General features: G+C 65.2%; 22 protein-coding genes. 10 read left to right on the top strand and 12 right to left on the bottom strand.

Going from position 1 to position 14,547, the window contains the following annotated elements; translation table 11 throughout:
- Window positions 1-2 precede the first annotated feature (2 nt).
- A complete protein-coding gene (locus AC1RQP_RS07485; protein ID WP_492936475.1) occupies window positions 3-1,187 on the top strand; it encodes a L,D-transpeptidase in 1,185 nt (394 codons plus the stop codon).
- A 57-nt stretch (window positions 1,188-1,244) separates the two neighbouring features.
- Here the strand turns inward: AC1RQP_RS07485 and AC1RQP_RS07480 are convergent, their stop codons facing one another.
- Window positions 1,245-2,207: a D-2-hydroxyacid dehydrogenase family protein gene (locus AC1RQP_RS07480; protein WP_492936474.1), complete on the bottom strand. Its 963-nt coding sequence runs from the start codon at window positions 2,205-2,207 to the stop codon at window positions 1,245-1,247.
- Between the two features lie 129 nt (window positions 2,208-2,336).
- Window positions 2,337-2,552, bottom strand: coding sequence for a hypothetical protein (locus AC1RQP_RS07475; RefSeq protein WP_028179899.1), 216 nt, complete (start codon window positions 2,550-2,552; stop codon window positions 2,337-2,339).
- 233 nt (window positions 2,553-2,785) lie between these two features.
- Here AC1RQP_RS07475 and ettA point away from each other — a divergent pair, with 233 nt between their 5' ends.
- Together ettA and AC1RQP_RS07465 are read left to right on the top strand one after the other, a co-directional pair.
- Window positions 2,786-4,435: an energy-dependent translational throttle protein EttA gene (gene ettA / locus AC1RQP_RS07470; protein ID WP_492936473.1), complete on the top strand. Its 1,650-nt coding sequence runs from the start codon at window positions 2,786-2,788 to the stop codon at window positions 4,433-4,435.
- A 7-nt stretch (window positions 4,436-4,442) separates the two neighbouring features.
- Entirely contained in the window at window positions 4,443-5,669 is a 1,227-nt protein-coding gene (locus AC1RQP_RS07465) for a lytic murein transglycosylase (protein ID WP_492936472.1), read from the top strand.
- 80 nt (window positions 5,670-5,749) lie between these two features.
- Here AC1RQP_RS07465 and AC1RQP_RS07460 read toward each other — a convergent pair whose 3' ends face one another.
- Both AC1RQP_RS07460 and AC1RQP_RS07455 read right to left on the bottom strand, forming a co-directional pair.
- Window positions 5,750-6,034 (bottom strand): hypothetical protein, encoded by a 285-nt coding sequence (locus AC1RQP_RS07460; protein WP_028179902.1) that lies wholly within the window; start codon window positions 6,032-6,034, stop codon window positions 5,750-5,752.
- Window positions 6,035-6,249: 215 nt separating this feature from the next.
- Entirely contained in the window at window positions 6,250-6,570 is a 321-nt protein-coding gene (locus AC1RQP_RS07455; protein ID WP_239626549.1) for a hypothetical protein, read from the bottom strand.
- A 131-nt stretch (window positions 6,571-6,701) separates the two neighbouring features.
- Here AC1RQP_RS07455 and AC1RQP_RS07450 point away from each other — a divergent pair, with 131 nt between their 5' ends.
- The 3 genes from AC1RQP_RS07450 (at window position 6,702) to bfr (ending at window position 8,067) form a co-directional block, all read left to right on the top strand.
- A complete protein-coding gene (locus tag AC1RQP_RS07450; RefSeq protein WP_239626547.1) occupies window positions 6,702-7,010 on the top strand; it encodes a hypothetical protein in 309 nt (102 codons plus the stop codon).
- A gap of 163 nt (window positions 7,011-7,173) precedes the next feature.
- Window positions 7,174-7,446 (top strand): (2Fe-2S)-binding protein, encoded by a 273-nt coding sequence (locus AC1RQP_RS07445; protein ID WP_028182392.1) that lies wholly within the window; start codon window positions 7,174-7,176, stop codon window positions 7,444-7,446.
- A gap of 132 nt (window positions 7,447-7,578) precedes the next feature.
- Window positions 7,579-8,067, top strand: coding sequence for a bacterioferritin (gene bfr / locus AC1RQP_RS07440; RefSeq protein ID WP_024339472.1), 489 nt, complete (start codon window positions 7,579-7,581; stop codon window positions 8,065-8,067).
- Between the two features lie 117 nt (window positions 8,068-8,184).
- On the opposite strand, the gene AC1RQP_RS07435 is transcribed toward bfr, so the two are convergent.
- Both AC1RQP_RS07435 and AC1RQP_RS07430 read right to left on the bottom strand, forming a co-directional pair.
- On the bottom strand, window positions 8,185-8,787 hold the full coding sequence (locus AC1RQP_RS07435; RefSeq protein ID WP_492936471.1) for an MSMEG_1061 family FMN-dependent PPOX-type flavoprotein: 603 nt from the start codon (window positions 8,785-8,787) through the stop codon (window positions 8,185-8,187).
- Window positions 8,788-8,960: 173 nt separating this feature from the next.
- The gene (locus tag AC1RQP_RS07430) at window positions 8,961-9,314 is read right to left on the bottom strand and encodes a hypothetical protein (protein ID WP_454644191.1); all 354 of its coding nucleotides are present in this window, start codon (window positions 9,312-9,314) and stop codon (window positions 8,961-8,963) included.
- Window positions 9,315-9,596: 282 nt separating this feature from the next.
- Between AC1RQP_RS07430 and AC1RQP_RS07425 the strand changes: the two genes are divergently transcribed.
- The gene (locus tag AC1RQP_RS07425) at window positions 9,597-9,866 is read left to right on the top strand and encodes a DUF2277 domain-containing protein (RefSeq protein ID WP_239626542.1); all 270 of its coding nucleotides are present in this window, start codon (window positions 9,597-9,599) and stop codon (window positions 9,864-9,866) included.
- Between the two features lie 94 nt (window positions 9,867-9,960).
- Complete coding sequence (locus AC1RQP_RS07420) at window positions 9,961-10,176, top strand: hypothetical protein (RefSeq protein WP_239626541.1); 216 nt, start codon at window positions 9,961-9,963, stop codon at window positions 10,174-10,176.
- Between the two features lie 9 nt (window positions 10,177-10,185).
- On the opposite strand, the gene AC1RQP_RS07415 is transcribed toward AC1RQP_RS07420, so the two are convergent.
- Window positions 10,186-10,701 (bottom strand): collagen-like triple helix repeat-containing protein, encoded by a 516-nt coding sequence (locus AC1RQP_RS07415; RefSeq protein WP_492936470.1) that lies wholly within the window; start codon window positions 10,699-10,701, stop codon window positions 10,186-10,188.
- A 158-nt stretch (window positions 10,702-10,859) separates the two neighbouring features.
- Between AC1RQP_RS07415 and AC1RQP_RS07410 the strand changes: the two genes are divergently transcribed.
- Complete coding sequence (locus AC1RQP_RS07410) at window positions 10,860-11,129, top strand: hypothetical protein (protein ID WP_492936469.1); 270 nt, start codon at window positions 10,860-10,862, stop codon at window positions 11,127-11,129.
- A gap of 9 nt (window positions 11,130-11,138) precedes the next feature.
- Here the strand turns inward: AC1RQP_RS07410 and AC1RQP_RS07405 are convergent, their stop codons facing one another.
- Together AC1RQP_RS07405 and AC1RQP_RS07400 are read right to left on the bottom strand one after the other, a co-directional pair.
- Window positions 11,139-11,384: a helix-turn-helix domain-containing protein gene (locus AC1RQP_RS07405; protein ID WP_492936468.1), complete on the bottom strand. Its 246-nt coding sequence runs from the start codon at window positions 11,382-11,384 to the stop codon at window positions 11,139-11,141.
- Between the two features lie 338 nt (window positions 11,385-11,722).
- Window positions 11,723-12,490: an SDR family NAD(P)-dependent oxidoreductase gene (locus AC1RQP_RS07400; protein WP_492936467.1), complete on the bottom strand. Its 768-nt coding sequence runs from the start codon at window positions 12,488-12,490 to the stop codon at window positions 11,723-11,725.
- Window positions 12,491-12,601: 111 nt separating this feature from the next.
- Here AC1RQP_RS07400 and AC1RQP_RS07395 point away from each other — a divergent pair, with 111 nt between their 5' ends.
- Window positions 12,602-13,087 carry a J domain-containing protein gene (locus tag AC1RQP_RS07395; RefSeq protein WP_492936466.1) on the top strand — a complete coding sequence of 162 codons (486 nt, stop codon included), beginning with the start codon at window positions 12,602-12,604 and terminating at the stop codon, window positions 13,085-13,087.
- Between the two features lie 74 nt (window positions 13,088-13,161).
- Here the strand turns inward: AC1RQP_RS07395 and AC1RQP_RS07390 are convergent, their stop codons facing one another.
- The 3 genes from AC1RQP_RS07390 to AC1RQP_RS07380 form a co-directional block, all read right to left on the bottom strand.
- A complete protein-coding gene (locus tag AC1RQP_RS07390) occupies window positions 13,162-13,413 on the bottom strand; it encodes a hypothetical protein (RefSeq protein WP_492936465.1) in 252 nt (83 codons plus the stop codon).
- Window positions 13,414-13,655: 242 nt separating this feature from the next.
- Complete coding sequence (locus AC1RQP_RS07385) at window positions 13,656-14,012, bottom strand: twin-arginine translocation signal domain-containing protein (RefSeq protein ID WP_492936464.1); 357 nt, start codon at window positions 14,010-14,012, stop codon at window positions 13,656-13,658.
- Window positions 14,013-14,064: 52 nt separating this feature from the next.
- Window positions 14,065-14,448, bottom strand: coding sequence for a RidA family protein (locus AC1RQP_RS07380; RefSeq protein WP_492936463.1), 384 nt, complete (start codon window positions 14,446-14,448; stop codon window positions 14,065-14,067).
- Window positions 14,449-14,547: the final 99 nt, after the last annotated feature.

Below are 14,547 nucleotides of genomic sequence, written 5' to 3'. Positions count from 1 at the left end.
TGATGATCAAACACTTTCTGACGATATGCGCTGCCGCAACAGTCGCTGCGGCGGGAACCTCGCTCGCTCAGGCTCAGAGCTATCCGGTCCAGCAGGCGCCGAGCTATGGCGCCCCGGCCGAATATCGGCCCGGTGACCGCACGCCGAATTTCGACGCACTGGACGAAGACGACGACGCGATGCCGCAGGCCTCGCTGCCGCCGCCCGGCCCAGTCGACGATCCGCGCTACGGTCGCCCGGTCGGCGCGCCCCCGGTCTATTCGGCCGCCCCGCAGGGTCCGGTGATGTCGCCGGATGATCCCCGTTATGGTCGTCCGGCTGGCGCTCCGCCGGTCTATTCGGCGGCCCCCCAGGGGCCCGTGATGTCGCCCGACGATCCGCGCTACGGCCGCCCCGCCGGTCCGCCGCCCGTGATTTATGCCAATCGTCCAGGGCAGCAGGCGCCCGCCAATGATGGCCTGCGTCCGCCCGAGGCGGTCGGTGGTCCCGCCGCGACCGGAACGGTCGATGCCGCCCAGCCGCCCGTCGGCGCCGACGGCCGGCCGATGACATTGGCCGCGCTACCGCCCGAGGAGCAGCCCGATGCTGCGCCGGTGCAGCTGCCGCCGAACCTGCGCCGCCAGGAGGTCGCGTTCCAGACCAAGGAGCCAGCCGGCACGCTCGTGGTCGATACGTCCAATACCTATCTCTATTACGTGCTCGGCAATGGCCGTGCGATCCGCTACGGCGTCCGCGTCGGCCGCGACGGTTTCACCTGGACCGGCGTGCAGAAGATCACCCGCAAGGCCGAATGGCCGGATTGGCATCCGCCGACCGAGATGATCGAGCGTCAGCCCTACCTGCCGCGCTTCATGGCCGGCGGCCCGGGCAATCCGCTTGGCGCCCGCGCGATGTATCTCGGCTCGACCGTCTACCGTATCCACGGCACCAACCAGCCCTCGACGATCGGCAAGTTCGTCTCCTCCGGCTGCATCGGCATGCTCAACGAGGACGTCTCCGACCTGTTCGATCGCGTCAAGGTCGGCACCCGCGTGGTGGTGCTGCCGGGTGGTCCGCCACCGGGAACGGCGACCGCCTCCGCTGCGCCGACGCCGGGAGCTGCATCCGTCGCGGCTCAGGCCGGCCCGGTCCCCGGCACCCAGCCGACGGTCGTACCGCCGCTGCCCGCGCCGGTCACCGTGCGCTGAGCGCTTCGTCCCTACCAGATTGCAGAAGGGGCGTGCCGTCGGCGCGCCCTTTTCATTTCAGGCCAGCCTGCGCGGCAGCTCGCCGCCCCTGGCGAAGGCGTCGATCGCCTCGACCATCTGGCCGTAATGGATGCGCAAGCCGTCCGCGGTGGCGTAGCCGAGGTGTGGCGTCAGCACGAGGTTGTCGAGCTTGCGGAAGGGATGGTCGACCGGCAGCGGCTCGACCGAGAACACATCCAAGCCGGCGCCTGCGATCCTCCTCTGCTGCAACGCTTCGAGCAGCGCCTGCTCGTCCACGATCGGCCCGCGCGCGGTGTTGACGAGAAAGGCGGTCGGCTTCATCCGCGCGAGATCGGCAGCTCCAACCAGCCCGCGCGAACGCTCGCTGAGCACCACATGGATGGTGACGATGTCGGCCTTGGCGAACAGCTCCTCCTTGCTGGCGTAGCCGACGCCGGCTTCCTTGCACTTCTCCGGCGTGAGGTTCGGGCTCCAGGCGATCACGTTCATGCCGAACGCCTTCGCAATGCCCGCCATCTTGCTGCCGAGCTTGCCGAGCCCGACGATGCCGAGCGTCAAGCCCTCGATCTCGACGCCGGCAAAGCTCTGCCAGGGCTCGCCGGCATGCATGCGTGCATTCTCGCGGCCGATGCCGCGGGTCAGCTCCAGGATCAGGCCCATGGTGAGCGGCGCCGTCGGGTCGCGCGAATATTGTGTGCCGCCGATGGCGATGCCGCGCGCTTTCGCGGCCTCCATGTCGATCGAAGCGTTGCGCATGCCTGACGTCAGCAGCAGCTTCAGCTTCGGCAGGCTCTCGAACAGGCTCTTGGGGAAAGCGGTGCGCTCGCGCATCGCGCAGATGATGTCGAAGTCCGCCAGTGCGCTCGCCGCGGCCTGCTCCGAAACGAAGGGGTGGCTGAACACGGTGACGTCGACCCGGTCGGACAGTTTCGGCCAGTCGGCGACGTCGAGGGCGAGGTTGAAATAGTCGTCGAGAATTGCACAGCGCAGCCGGCTCATCAGCGTTCATCCATGGCGAGAGATGACGGCGCAGGCGGGCACCGTCGTCGGAGCCCGGCCATGGTTGCGCGCAATCACACCCGTGCGCAAGCAGCTGACGACTTCAAAAGTCCGATAGGAAGGAGACGCTCAGAGATCGCGGGGCTTCAGGCGGAACGGCGCATCCATGCCGTGCTTGGCGCGCCAGGCGGGACCGGGTCCACGCATGTAGTGCAGTTCGGGCCGGTAGGGATTGAAGGCGGTGGCGAAGAAGCGCTTCCAGAAGCCCTTGACCTCCGAAACGAACCCGAAGACGTGGCCGGCTCCTGCCGGAACAGGATGAGAATGCGTCTCGATCAGAGCCATGATGCGGCCTCGCTGTGCTCCCGTTCATTCTGGCGGGTGGCGCTGTTTCCGCGCGAAACCGAGCTTTCGGCCTGATTTATTAAAAGATAGTTTCAATTGTCCGGATTGGCGTCCGGATGGTGTCCATTCCGTATTCATCCGTGGTGAACGGACGGAAAACATTGCCCTTTTGGGGCGGGATCGTTACATCGGCGGCAAGCAAATTTCCTCAAATCGAAGGTGTCACGGGACCGATGGCGCGCCAGTTCATCTATTTCATGCAGGGCCTGACCAAGAGCTACCCGACCCGGAAGGTGCTCGATAACATCCACCTGAGCTTCTACCCCGACGCCAAGATCGGCGTGCTCGGCGTCAACGGCTCGGGCAAGTCGACGCTGCTCAAGATCATGGCTGGCCTCGACAAGGAGTACACCGGCGAGGCCTGGGTCGCAGAGGGCGCCCGCGTCGGCTATCTCGAACAGGAGCCACAGCTCGATCCCAAGCTGTCCGTGCGCGAGAACGTCATGCAGGGCGTCGCCAAGCAGAAGGCGATCCTCGATCGCTACAACGAACTCGCGGTCAACTATTCCGACGAGACCGCCGACGAGATGACCAAGCTCCAGGACGAGATCGAGGCCCAGGGCCTCTGGGATCTCGACAGCAAGGTCGACCAGGCCATGGACGCGCTGCGATGTCCGCCCGACGATGCCGACGTGACCAAGCTCTCCGGCGGCGAACGCCGCCGCGTCGCGCTGTGCAAGCTGCTGCTCGACCAGCCCGAACTCCTGCTGCTGGACGAACCGACCAACCATCTCGACGCCGAGTCCGTGTCGTGGCTGGAAGGCCATCTGCGCAACTATCCCGGTGCGATCCTGATCGTCACCCACGACCGCTACTTCCTCGACAACGTCACCGGCTGGATCCTCGAGCTCGATCGCGGCCGCGGAATTCCCTACGAGGGCAACTACTCGTCCTGGCTGGTGCAGAAGCAAAAGCGCCTGGAGCAGGAGGGACGCGAGGACGCGGCGCACCAGAAGACGCTCGCCCGCGAGCAGGAATGGGTCGCGTCTTCGCCGAAGGCGCGCCAGGCCAAGTCGAAGGCACGCTATCAGCGCTACGAGGAGCTGCTCAAGAAGGCGAGCGAGAAGCAGACCCAGACTGCGCAGATCGTCATTCCAGTCGCCGAGCGGCTCGGCGCCAACGTGGTCGATTTCGAAGGCCTCAGCAAAGGTTTTGGCGATCGCCTCCTGATCGACAATCTCACGTTCAAGCTGCCGCCCGGCGGCATCGTCGGCGTGATCGGCCCGAACGGCGCCGGCAAGACCACGTTGTTCAGGATGATCACCGGCCAGGAGAAGCCGGACGCAGGCACGATCACTGTCGGCGAGACCGTGCATCTCGGCTATGTCGACCAGTCGCGCGATGCGCTCGACGGCAAGAAGACCGTCTGGGAGGAGATCTCCGGCGGCAACGAGCTGATCCTGCTCGGCAAGAAGGAAGTGAACTCGCGCGGCTATTGCTCGGCGTTCAACTTCAAGGGCGCGGACCAGCAGAAGAAGGTCGGCGCGCTCTCCGGCGGTGAGCGCAACCGCGTTCATCTCGCCAAGATGCTGAAGTCCGGCTCCAACGTGCTGCTGCTCGACGAGCCGACCAACGACCTCGACGTCGACACGCTGCGCGCGCTCGAAGAGGCGCTGGAGGACTTCGCCGGCTGCGCCGTCATCATCAGCCACGATCGCTGGTTCCTCGACCGCATCGCGACCCACATCCTGGCCTTCGAAGGCGACAGCCATGTCGAATGGTTCGAGGGCAACTTCCAGGACTACGAGAAGGACAAGATGCGCCGCCTCGGCCAGGACAGCATCATCCCGCACCGCGTGAAGTACAAGAAGCTGACGCGGTGATGGCGGCATGATGCGGCGGGCGCTCATCGCTGCGGTGATCGTGGTCACCTGCGGCTGGTCGTCCGCCCGCGCAGCAGACGCCGCCTTCACGCAATTCGTCGCCTCGCTCTGGCCGGAGGCGCAGACCGCGGGCGTCTCGCGCGCGACGTTCGAGCGAGAGACGCGCGGGCTCGAGCCTGATTACAAGCTGCCCGACCTGCTTCTGCCGGGCCGGCCTGCGACCGGCGCGCCGTCGCAGGCCGAGTTCGTGCAGGTGCCGGCCGATTACGTCAGGGAAGCGTCGATCGCGCGGCTCGCCGGCGAGGGGCAGCGGCTGCTGCAAAAATATCGCACCGCGCTGACCGAGATCGAGAAAAGCTCCGGTGTGCCCGCTACCGTGATGCTCGCGATCTGGGGCCGTGAGACCGATTACGGCCGCTACACGCTGCCTTACGATCTCGTGCGCGTGCTGGCGACGCAAGCCTATGTCGGACGTCGCAAGGACCAGTATCGCAACGAGTTCATCCTCTCGCTCAAGATTCTCGGCGAGGGCGTGGTGACGCGCAAGGACATGCGCTCGTCCTGGGCCGGCGCCACCGGGCTGACGCAGTTCCTGCCGTCGGAATATTACAAGCATGGCGTCGACTTCGACGGCGATGGCCGCATCGATATCTGGCACTCCGTGCCGGATGCGCTGGCCTCCGCCGCGCAGCAGCTCGTCAACAAGGGCTGGCAGAGTGGCCTCCGTTGGGCCTATGAGGTGCAGGCGCCCGCGAAGGTCGATTGCACCACGGGCGTACCGGAGGTGACGAAGCCGATCGGTCAATGGCTGCGCGAAGGCTTTGTGCCGGTGCGTGGCCAGAAACTCGGTGCCGCGGAGCAGGCGCAGCAGGCCTCGCTGCTCCAGCCCGAAGGCATCTACGGCCCGTCGTTCCTGACCACGAAGAACTACTTCGTCATCAAGGAATACAATTTCTCCGATCTCTACGTGCTGTTCGTCGGGCATCTCGGCGACCGCATGACCAGCCCGCTGCCATTCGCAACGCCCTGGTCGGCTTCGAAGCAGTTGCGCACGAAAGACGTCGAGACCATGCAGCGCGAGCTGACGCGCATCGGGCTCTACAAGGACAAGATCGACGGCAAGGCCGGCATGCAGACGCGCGCCGCGCTCGGCGCCTATCAGAAGTCGGCGGGCCTCAAGGTCGATTGCTGGCCGAGCGAAGAGGTGCTGCGCTCGATCCAGGCGGGGCGATAGCGCAGGACCAAAAGAAAAAACCCGGCCGATGGTCTCGGCCGGGCTTCGATCGCGGCGCTTGCGAGCGCCGTGCGATCAGATCAGTAGCAGACGCGAACCGGGCGAACGACCCAGCCATAACCGTCCCAATAGCGCTGGCGCTGCCAGTAGCAGGGCGGGGGCGGCGGGCCGGGCTCGGCCACGTAAACGGGACCACCATAGGCCGGACGGCTCGACGCGATGGCGCCGCCGACGATCGCGCCGCCGATCAGGCCGGCCGCGATGCCGGCGCCAATGTTGTCACCGGCCTTGGCGGGCGGGGTGGCGGTCACCAGCGATCCGGCGACTGTCGCAACCGTGAGGGCAGCAACTAAAGTCTTCTTCATGCTCTTGGCTCTCCTGGGAGATGGACTTCCCCTGTAAGGGATGGCCCGGGTTTCAAAGGTTCACGCACACTCTGATGGAATTTGGCCTTGCGGTTAGGAAGCGCGCAAATGGTCAATCCACGGTAAACGCACACGGAGCTGTGACGAGAAAAAGCGGTCTTTTTCGGGCTCCGAGATGAACGGCGCATCCGTAGTGCGCCGGTTAAGCGCGCGCCTCAGCCACAAACTCTGACGCGGCGGACGCGCCAGGCATAGCCGTCCCAGAAGCGCTGCTTCTGCCAGACGCAGTTGCCGTAATAGTCGTCGGCGACATAGCCCGGACCGGGGGCGTAGTAGCGGGGCGGATAATAGCCCGGTTGGTAATAACCGGGACCTGGTCCGTAATAATACGGAGAGGCCAGTGCGCCACCGACGATGGCGCCGCCGATGATCCCGGCCGCCACGCCCGCCGCGACACCGCGCTGGGCATGGGCGGGTGTGCCGGCCGTCAGGGCCAGAGTGAGGACGGCAGCGACTGCCAGGAGCGACTTCTTCATGCGCTTGACCTTATCACACGTGGGAACTCTTTGGGGCGCAAAGTTCCATACTTCGCTTGAATGATCAATGAACGGCCCCTTTGCCGGAGACGACCAACCGGCATGGGCCCCAGTTTCATCAGGAGACGCTGATGGGCAACGTGATGGTCAATGCATTGATTGCTGCCGGGGTCGTCTTCGCGATCGGCTACGGCTGGATCGCTCACCTCCAGAACCGGGGCCGGCGGCGCACGCGTGTCGGGGCCGGAGGTAATGGCGGTGGTAGTGGCGCCGACACCTACATGGGGACAAGCGACGGCTTCTCGTTGGGAAGCTGGTTCTCCAGCGACCGTTCGGGGAGCTCGACCGACGGCGGCAGCTGTTCCAGCAGCGATGGCGGCAGCAGTGGCGGGGACTGCGGAGGTGGCGGCGATGGTGGTGGAGGCGGTGGCGGCGACTAGCGTCGCCACAATCTTGATCAACCGCAACACCTGGTTTTTAGAGCCGTTCTAGGCTGATTGCCGGGCTAGTTTGGAATAGCTTCAAATACCGCTTTTTCCTTTTGCATCCGGCCGGCCCGTTAAATATCGATGATGGCGCATCACCGAAGGGCCTGCCGCTTCCATGATCGTTTGTTCCTGTAACGTGCTGAGCGATGAAGACATCCGCGCCGCCGTCGCCGAGTCCGACGACGCCGTGCGCCATGCCAAGCAGGTCTATGGGTGTCTCGGCTGTAGCGCCGAATGCGGTCGCTGTGCCCGGACCATCAAGACCATCATCGACGAAGCGCTTGGCCCCTGCGCCCAGTCTTGCTGCGCCGGCTGTCCCCATGGCCACACCGTCGCCGCCAATGACGAGACGGCCGAACCCGCCCAGTTCGCCCTCGCAGCCTGCTGAAAACTTCCGCATCCTCAGCTGAGCTTTTCCCCGGCTGCGTCCGCGTAGCCGGTTGCCGGCATGCGCAAACTCATTTAGAAACATTCTAAATTCGGTTTAGGGCCGATTTGGACTGCAAAGCTGGAGTGAACCATGCAGGGCGACGCGAAGGTCATCGACTATCTCAACAAGGCACTGCGTCATGAGCTGACTGCGATCAATCAGTACTGGCTGCACTACCGCTTCCTCGACAATTGGGGCCTGCTGGACATGGCCAAGGTCTGGCGCAAGGAGTCCATCGAGGAGATGGAGCATGCCGACAAGCTCACCGCGCGCATCCTGTTCCTCGACGGCTTTCCGAACATGCAGGTGCTGGATCCCCTGCGCATCGGCCAGAACGTCAAGGAGATCATCGAATGCGATCTCGCCGCCGAGATGAGCGCGCGTGCGCTCTACCAGGAAGCGGCGACCTACTGTCACGGCGCCAAGGACTACGTCACGCGTGACCTGTTCGAGAAGCTGATGAGCGACGAGGAGCACCACATCGACTTCCTCGAAACCCAGCTCGACCTCATTGGTCGCATCGGTCTCGAACTCTACACCCAGAAGCACGTCGGCGGGCTCGAGGGCGAGGGGCACTAGTTCGGCTCTGGCGGCGCACTCCACGCTCCGCCGTCGCCAAACGAGCTGGTCATCGGTTCCGGATCGGCGCTCCGCTTCGTTGCGCTTGTCCGGGACGACACCGTGATTGTTGATCGCCTACAGCTGCGTCTTGTACCGAGCCTCTACGATCTCCTGGCTCTCCGGTTCGCCCAAGCCCGTCTGGTCGTGGATGACCTCGACGATGCTCGGCATCACCGAGCGCTGTACCTTCTCGGATAACCAAAGCTTCGAGCGCATCAGCGCCTTGCCGCAGTGGAAATAGACCTCGCTGACCGCGACGTTCAGCACCGCGCGGGGCGGCTTGCCGAACTCCACCATGGCGGCGAGCAGATCCGGATCGGCCGACAGCGTGCCGCGTCCGCCGACGCGCAGCGTCTCGTCGATCCCCGGCACGAAGAACAGCAGCTGCACGAAGCCCGAGCCCTCGACGACGTTCCGAAAACTGTCGATGCGGTTGTTGCCGGAGCGGTCGGGCATCAGCAGCTGGTTGGGACCGGCGACGTGGACGAAGCCGATGCCGCCGCCGCGCGGCGAGGCGTCGACACTGCCGTCCGCGCCCGAGGTCGCGAGCACGCAGAACGGCGACATCTCGATGAACTTCCTCGCATGCGCATCGATCGCCGGCCGCGCTTTCGCGATCACGCGCGGGGTCGGCTTGGCGTAGATGGCGGCGAGGTCTTCGGCGCTAAGATCGGTCAACGGCGTGCCTCCGCTTCAACTCGGCCCAAAGCTACCCGACCAGGGCGCATTCAGCCAACGAAATCCAGCGCGCAAAAGCATGATCCGGAGAAGTGCGCAGCGGTTTTCCGAAGAGATCATGCTCAAACAACAACCTAAAGCGCGATGACGATTCATCCTATTCGCATCGCGCTTTAGACTGCATCCGCCGGCACGAAGCAACTGATGATGATGGCGCCGCGATGGTGGACGTACCACACCACGGCCTGGCCGACCGGATTGCCGCGGTCGCGGATGATGGCGCGCGCGGGCACCTCCATCCATTGTCCGTCGATCGGCACCCAATAGGCGCCGCCGCGCACGTCGTATTCGGTGCGATGGCCATCGGAGATATCGCAGCAGGGCACGCCGTTCGGAGCGATCACGCTCTTGAACCAGGCGCGGATATCGGGCGGGACGTGGTCGTATTGGCCGTTGTCGAACGCGAACGCCGCGCTCGTCAGCGCTGTCGTTGCAGCCAGCCAGACGCACAGTGCCAGCCTGTGCATGCGATCCTCCTCATCGCGTATCATGCCATCGGCACGCGATTGTCCCGCGCGCCGATTCGCATCGTCGGCGCAATTAAGCCCGAGCTGTCGGCGCAATGCATGCTCAAATAATACGCTGCGCCGGGGCGCCGCACATGATGCGTTGCGAGATGAGACAGCTTGTGGCGGTGCGCAGCCACGGAGTTGATCGGCATGGTGCGATGGAACTTCGCAGAAGCGCGAAGGCCGATGTAGCATTTCGGCGCAGACCTTCGTCTTCAAGAAAACGTCGGGAGAGAGTGCATGTGCCGCAACATCAAGACGCTGTTCAACTTCGAGCCGCCGGCGACGGAGGACGAGATCCACGCCAGTGCGCTGCAGTTCGTACGAAAACTGTCCGGTTTCAACAGGCCGTCGCAGGCGAACGAGGCGGCGTTCGAGCGTGCGGTGGCGGAGGTCGCGGAGGCCGCACGAAAGCTCCTGACGTCGCTGCATACCCATGCGCCGGCGCGCGACCGAGAGGTCGAGGCGGACAAGGCGAGAGAGCGCTCGCGGCTGCGCTTCGGTTCGTGAGCTCGAACGGCGCACTCCGTGACCTGGCTCACGGTATCTGCTGCCTCAGCTTGCGAGGGTGTCGGCCGGGGTTTTGACCGCCCGGAGCACGACCATGAGCTGCCCCCTTCTTCCCTTGAAAGCAGGTGCCATCGTCTTCACGCTGCTGTGGACTGCGTGGATGATGTGGTGGAGCGGCTCGTTCTCGAGCGCGAACATGGTCATCCTCGCCCTGTGCGGCGCGGCGGTCGGCTACCTCTGGTATCGCGCGATGCGCTGGCAGTTCGAGCGCATGGGCATGTTGCCGCGAGACGAGGATCGGCCGAAATAGATGCGTCTGCTAGGCCTTGTCGCCGTGCTTCTTCTTCTTCTTTTTCTTCTTGTGGTCGTCGCCGTCATCGCTCTTGTCATCGACGATTGTCTCGTCTGGCTCCTGGACGGCGGCCGCGAGCGCTTCGCGCTCAGCGGCTTCGCGCTCGCGCTGGCGGCGGCGTTCGTCCCAGGCGTCGAAGAGCTGGTCGAGCCACGGCAGCACTTGCTCGATCGACGGCAATTGGCCGGGCGGACCTGGTTCGCCGCGCGGGCCTTGCGGCCCCGCCGGCCCCTGTGGCCCGGCAGGTCCCGGCGCGCCGGCTGCGCCGCGCGGGCCGGCTTCGCCCTGCTTGCCTTGCGGACCGGGTTTGCCGGGCGGGCCAGCCTTTCCGACCGGCCCCGGCTTGCCCTGCGGTCCGGGCTTGCCGCGCGCTCCGTCCGGGCCGCGCCGGCCCGGATGGCCCTGCGGCCCCGGCCGCCCCGGCTCGCCTTGCCGCCCGCGCGGACCCTGAGGTCCCTGCCGTCGTCCCTGATCGTCTGCCACGCCACCGCTCCCTTGACCGGAAGCAAGCTACTTAGCGGCCTTTGACGACAGCAGCAATTCTGCCCGCGCATCGTGTCAGGCTTGATCAACATCAATCGTCGGGGTGAGCCGCCATGTCATCGATCGCGCACGGCCACACCGCTTGCGAGGAGCGACCGATGCGTGCAGCGTGGAAAGTCTTTTGCCTGTTCGCTGTCGTTCTCGTCGTCGCGCTCGGCCTCGCTCAGCTGCTGGTGCCTGATATCGTGCCGGTCGGATTCGCCGAGGAGCCGCAGCCGTTATGGGCCGTCATGACGGCGTTCCTGCTCCGCGCGGTCGAGCTGATTGCCGCCTCGGTCGCGATGATCGCGCTTGCGGTCATCGCCGGCGTGTATCTGCGGCACGAGCTGCGCCGCTTGCGGCGCAGCTCGCCATCGCGGGCGGACTGATGTCGCCCGCTAATCCTGATAGGCAGGCACGTCGATGCCGGAGGCAGCGTAGATCCTGATCTTGTTGCGCAGCGTGCGCACCGACAGGCCGAGCACGCGCGCTGCGCGCGTGCGGTTGCCGTCGCAGCGTGCGAGCGTCTGGAGCACGAGCTCACGCTCGACCTCGTCGACCGTGGCGCCGATCAGAAGCGGAACGATCTGGTTGGGAGCAAGAAATTGCGCGCCCGGCTCGGACGCGACATGAACAGTGGTCATCAACACACCTCCCGATCAACGCCGCTTCCATCATTGGAAGCGGATCGAGAACCAACGACCCCCAAGCCGTAATTTCACGGTGGTCCTGTTTGGTTAATGAAGGGTTAATCGGGAGCGAGCCCACCAATTGACCCCAGGAATGCCGCGAAGCCGCCGCGATTGGCGCAGGATGCATCGCGATGCGGACCTATCTCGCGCGACAAGTACGGCGTCATCGTCCGCGGAAGCGGACGATCCAGTACGCCGCGGCCCCTCGTGGGATGTTTGGCGTCTCTGGAATACTGGATCACCCGCCTTCGCGGGTGATGACACCGTGCATGTGGTGAAAGCGTTCTCCCTCACACCGTGCGGTACCCGCCGTCCACCATCACGATCGTTCCGGTGACGTAGGCCGACAGGTCCGACGCCAGGAAGATCGCGGGGCCGACGATGTCCTCGGGCTTGCCGGTGCGCGCCAGCGGGGTGTGATCGAGGAAGGCCTGCACCAGCGCCGGATTGGTCGCGCGCACATTGGCGTTGATGTTGGTCTCGATGAAGCCGGGACCGATCGCATTGACGCGCACGCCTTCCTTGCCGAGCTCGGCGGCGAGCGCCTTGGTGAAGCCGAGCACGCCGTGCTTCGAGGTCGTGTAGGCCGCCGAGCTCGGCGTGCGCAGATGGACGAAGGACTGGATCGAGCCGATATTGACGATGCGGCCCTTGCTCGCGCGCAAGGGCGCGAGGAACGCCTGCGTCATGTTGAAGACGCCGTTGAGGTTGAGCGAGATGATGTCGTTCCAGTCCTTCGCCACCGTCTCCGTCTCGGCGGTGAAGGCGTTGCGGCGGGTGATGCCGGCATTGTTGACGAGGATCGAGACCTGTCCGACCTTGCCCTCGACCTGCCTGGCTAGGGCAAAGCAGTCCTCGCGCCGGGTCACGTCGAGCGGAAAGCTCTCGGCCTTGCCGCCCGCTTGCCGGATCTCCCGAGCCGCTTCCGCGACCGTCTCGGCGTTGACGTCGAGCAGCACGACCTGTGCGCCCTCGCGCGCGTAGCCGGCGGCGATCGCCCGGCCGATGCCGGAGCCGGCACCCGTGACGACGGCGATGTGGTTTGCGAGCAATGCCATGACATATTCCTCCCGGTTTCTTTTCGAAGTTTCACGAAAAGCTAACTCGAAATTAAGGGGGCGGAAACGGCGGCCTTGGCATACTGATCCTGATTGCTAAACGTTGCGCGCATGATGGAACGGCTCGACTCCTGGAAACTCGCCCTCGAACGGCTGCGGTCGGCGCACGCGCCCGATTGGGCCGAGGCGGGCCGGCTCGTCGCCGAGATCGTGCGGATGAGCAGCGACGTCACGCTGCGCCAGGCCGCCGAGCAGGCGTTGCCGGTGCTGCGCCAGGCCGCGGACAATGACGACCACGGCGTGACGCTGGCGGCGCAGCGCCGTCTCGGCGTGGTGCTCGAGGTCGTCCACGATCTGACAGCCCCGCGCTTCGGCCGCCGCAACGCCATGCCAAAGCAGATGTCCAGGGAGGACCGTGCCCGCAAGGTGCTCGGCCTGCCGCTCGCGGTGCAGCTCACCTGCGAGGACATCAACCAGGCCTATCGCCGCGCCGCCAAGGGCATGCATCCCGACCGGGGCGGCAGCGCGCAAGGCTTCATCGACCTCGCTGCCGCGCGCGATCTCCTGATCCATCCCGGCGCGCACAAGGACGCGTGAGTCGTTCACGCCGCACAAAAAACCGGACAGGGACGCTGGCGTCCTGCCCGGCTCTTCGTTCGTCGATCGAATTGTTACCAGGTGCACTGGCCGTTCTTGAGCGCGGCGTCCTTCATGGCGAGGGCGTCGATGAAGGTCGGCACGCTCGCGCTGGCGCGGTGGTAGCCGGCCGGCCACGGCGTGGTCGGGATGCTCTCGTCCCAGATCTGGCAGAAGCCGCTGTCCTGCCAGCGGATCAGATGATAGCTGGCCTCCGCTGGGCTCGCGGCGGCGAAGGCAGTGACGGCAAGACCGATGGCTGCGCACAGCACGGAAATACGACGCATGATCAGCTCCTCAAAATGAAAGACGTGATGCACCTCCCGACAATGACGGGAGGGGGTGGCGCGGGACGCTTTGGGGGATGCGCCCCGGACAAGATGTGAGTAGTTCCGCCGGCCGGTCAGGTTCAAAATAGCCGCTGCGGGAAATACGCAATTTGAACAGATTCTGCAAAAGAGAAGGGCGGACCGTTCGCGCGGTCCGCCCCATGAAAACTCATCCGTAAACGCGATCTGTCGCGTCGGGCTCAGAGCGTGCAGCGGCGCTCGGCGCGCATCTTGATCTGGACGTCGGACGCCTCCTGGAAGGTCGGGAACGGCTTGCTGACGACCTTGTAGGTCGACGCCCCGAACTGGAACGGCTTGTACTGGAGGTCCTCGTTCCAGACCTGGCAGATGCCGGAGTTGTCCCAGCGGATCACGTAGTAGCCGACCTTCGCGGACGCGGGCACGGCGAACACGGAACTGGCGATACCGGCAACGGCACAGAGCGCGAGAGCGCGACGCATGAAATTTCTCCTTGTGGGGGAAGTGAAGTGGGACCCGAAAATTCGTGCGGTAAAAGCAGGTCCTTTGCAAGCCGGGGAGCGGCCGCTCACGGACATGTCAGATGCGACCGCGCATTTGGTCTGGCCGCGTGCCCGGCCAGCCACACGCTCACTTCGAAAGCGACGCCACCGCCTCGATCTCGATCAGCATCTTCGGATCGGGCAGGGCCTGCACCACGCAGGTCGTGCGCGCAGGATAGGGCGGCGGGCCGAAGGCGCCGGCATAGAGCGCGTTCATGGCGGCGACGTCGGCGGCACGGGTCAGGAGCACGTTGACCTTGACGAGGTCGCGCACGCTGGCGCCGGCCTCGCCCAGCACCCGCTTGATGTTGACCACGACGTTGGCGAACTGGGCCTCGAAACCGTCGGGCAGCGCGCCATTGGCATCGAAGCCGGGAATGCCCGAGACGAACAGGAGATCGCCGACGCGCGTCGCAAAGGACAGCGGCGGCGCCTTGACGTGCGGCGGGGGCGCGAAATGCTGGATCGGCATGGGATCACCTCGGAAGCGGTCGCTGACGCCGAAGCGTAGCGGCAGGCGGGGGACGCTCAAAACAAAAAATGCGAAAACAACCCCATGCACAGTAGGGAT

It is taken from the genome of Bradyrhizobium sp. GW821-FHT13H06, assembly GCF_058803975.1.
This window is presented reverse-complemented; position numbering and strand designations above follow the sequence as displayed.

Coding starts and splice junctions, on each gene's coding strand:
- AC1RQP_RS07485 (WP_492936475.1), top strand. CDS start 3: ATGATCAAACACTTTCTGACGATATGCGCTGCCGCAACAGTCGCTGCG.
- AC1RQP_RS07480 (WP_492936474.1), bottom strand. CDS start 2,207: ATGAGCCGGCTGCGCTGTGCAATTCTCGACGACTATTTCAACCTCGCC.
- AC1RQP_RS07475 (WP_028179899.1), bottom strand. CDS start 2,552: ATGGCTCTGATCGAGACGCATTCTCATCCTGTTCCGGCAGGAGCCGGC.
- ettA (WP_492936473.1), top strand. CDS start 2,786: ATGGCGCGCCAGTTCATCTATTTCATGCAGGGCCTGACCAAGAGCTAC.
- AC1RQP_RS07465 (WP_492936472.1), top strand. CDS start 4,443: ATGATGCGGCGGGCGCTCATCGCTGCGGTGATCGTGGTCACCTGCGGC.
- AC1RQP_RS07460 (WP_028179902.1), bottom strand. CDS start 6,034: ATGAAGAAGACTTTAGTTGCTGCCCTCACGGTTGCGACAGTCGCCGGA.
- AC1RQP_RS07455 (WP_239626549.1), bottom strand. CDS start 6,570: ATGAAGAAGTCGCTCCTGGCAGTCGCTGCCGTCCTCACTCTGGCCCTG.
- AC1RQP_RS07450 (WP_239626547.1), top strand. CDS start 6,702: ATGGGCAACGTGATGGTCAATGCATTGATTGCTGCCGGGGTCGTCTTC.
- AC1RQP_RS07445 (WP_028182392.1), top strand. CDS start 7,174: ATGATCGTTTGTTCCTGTAACGTGCTGAGCGATGAAGACATCCGCGCC.
- bfr (WP_024339472.1), top strand. CDS start 7,579: ATGCAGGGCGACGCGAAGGTCATCGACTATCTCAACAAGGCACTGCGT.
- AC1RQP_RS07430 (WP_454644191.1), bottom strand. CDS start 9,314: ATGCACAGGCTGGCACTGTGCGTCTGGCTGGCTGCAACGACAGCGCTG.
- AC1RQP_RS07425 (WP_239626542.1), top strand. CDS start 9,597: ATGTGCCGCAACATCAAGACGCTGTTCAACTTCGAGCCGCCGGCGACG.
- AC1RQP_RS07420 (WP_239626541.1), top strand. CDS start 9,961: ATGAGCTGCCCCCTTCTTCCCTTGAAAGCAGGTGCCATCGTCTTCACG.
- AC1RQP_RS07410 (WP_492936469.1), top strand. CDS start 10,860: ATGCGTGCAGCGTGGAAAGTCTTTTGCCTGTTCGCTGTCGTTCTCGTC.
- AC1RQP_RS07405 (WP_492936468.1), bottom strand. CDS start 11,384: ATGACCACTGTTCATGTCGCGTCCGAGCCGGGCGCGCAATTTCTTGCT.
- AC1RQP_RS07400 (WP_492936467.1), bottom strand. CDS start 12,490: ATGGCATTGCTCGCAAACCACATCGCCGTCGTCACGGGTGCCGGCTCC.
- AC1RQP_RS07395 (WP_492936466.1), top strand. CDS start 12,602: ATGATGGAACGGCTCGACTCCTGGAAACTCGCCCTCGAACGGCTGCGG.
- AC1RQP_RS07390 (WP_492936465.1), bottom strand. CDS start 13,413: ATGCGTCGTATTTCCGTGCTGTGCGCAGCCATCGGTCTTGCCGTCACT.
- AC1RQP_RS07385 (WP_492936464.1), bottom strand. CDS start 14,012: ATGTCCGTGAGCGGCCGCTCCCCGGCTTGCAAAGGACCTGCTTTTACC.
- AC1RQP_RS07380 (WP_492936463.1), bottom strand. CDS start 14,448: ATGCCGATCCAGCATTTCGCGCCCCCGCCGCACGTCAAGGCGCCGCCG.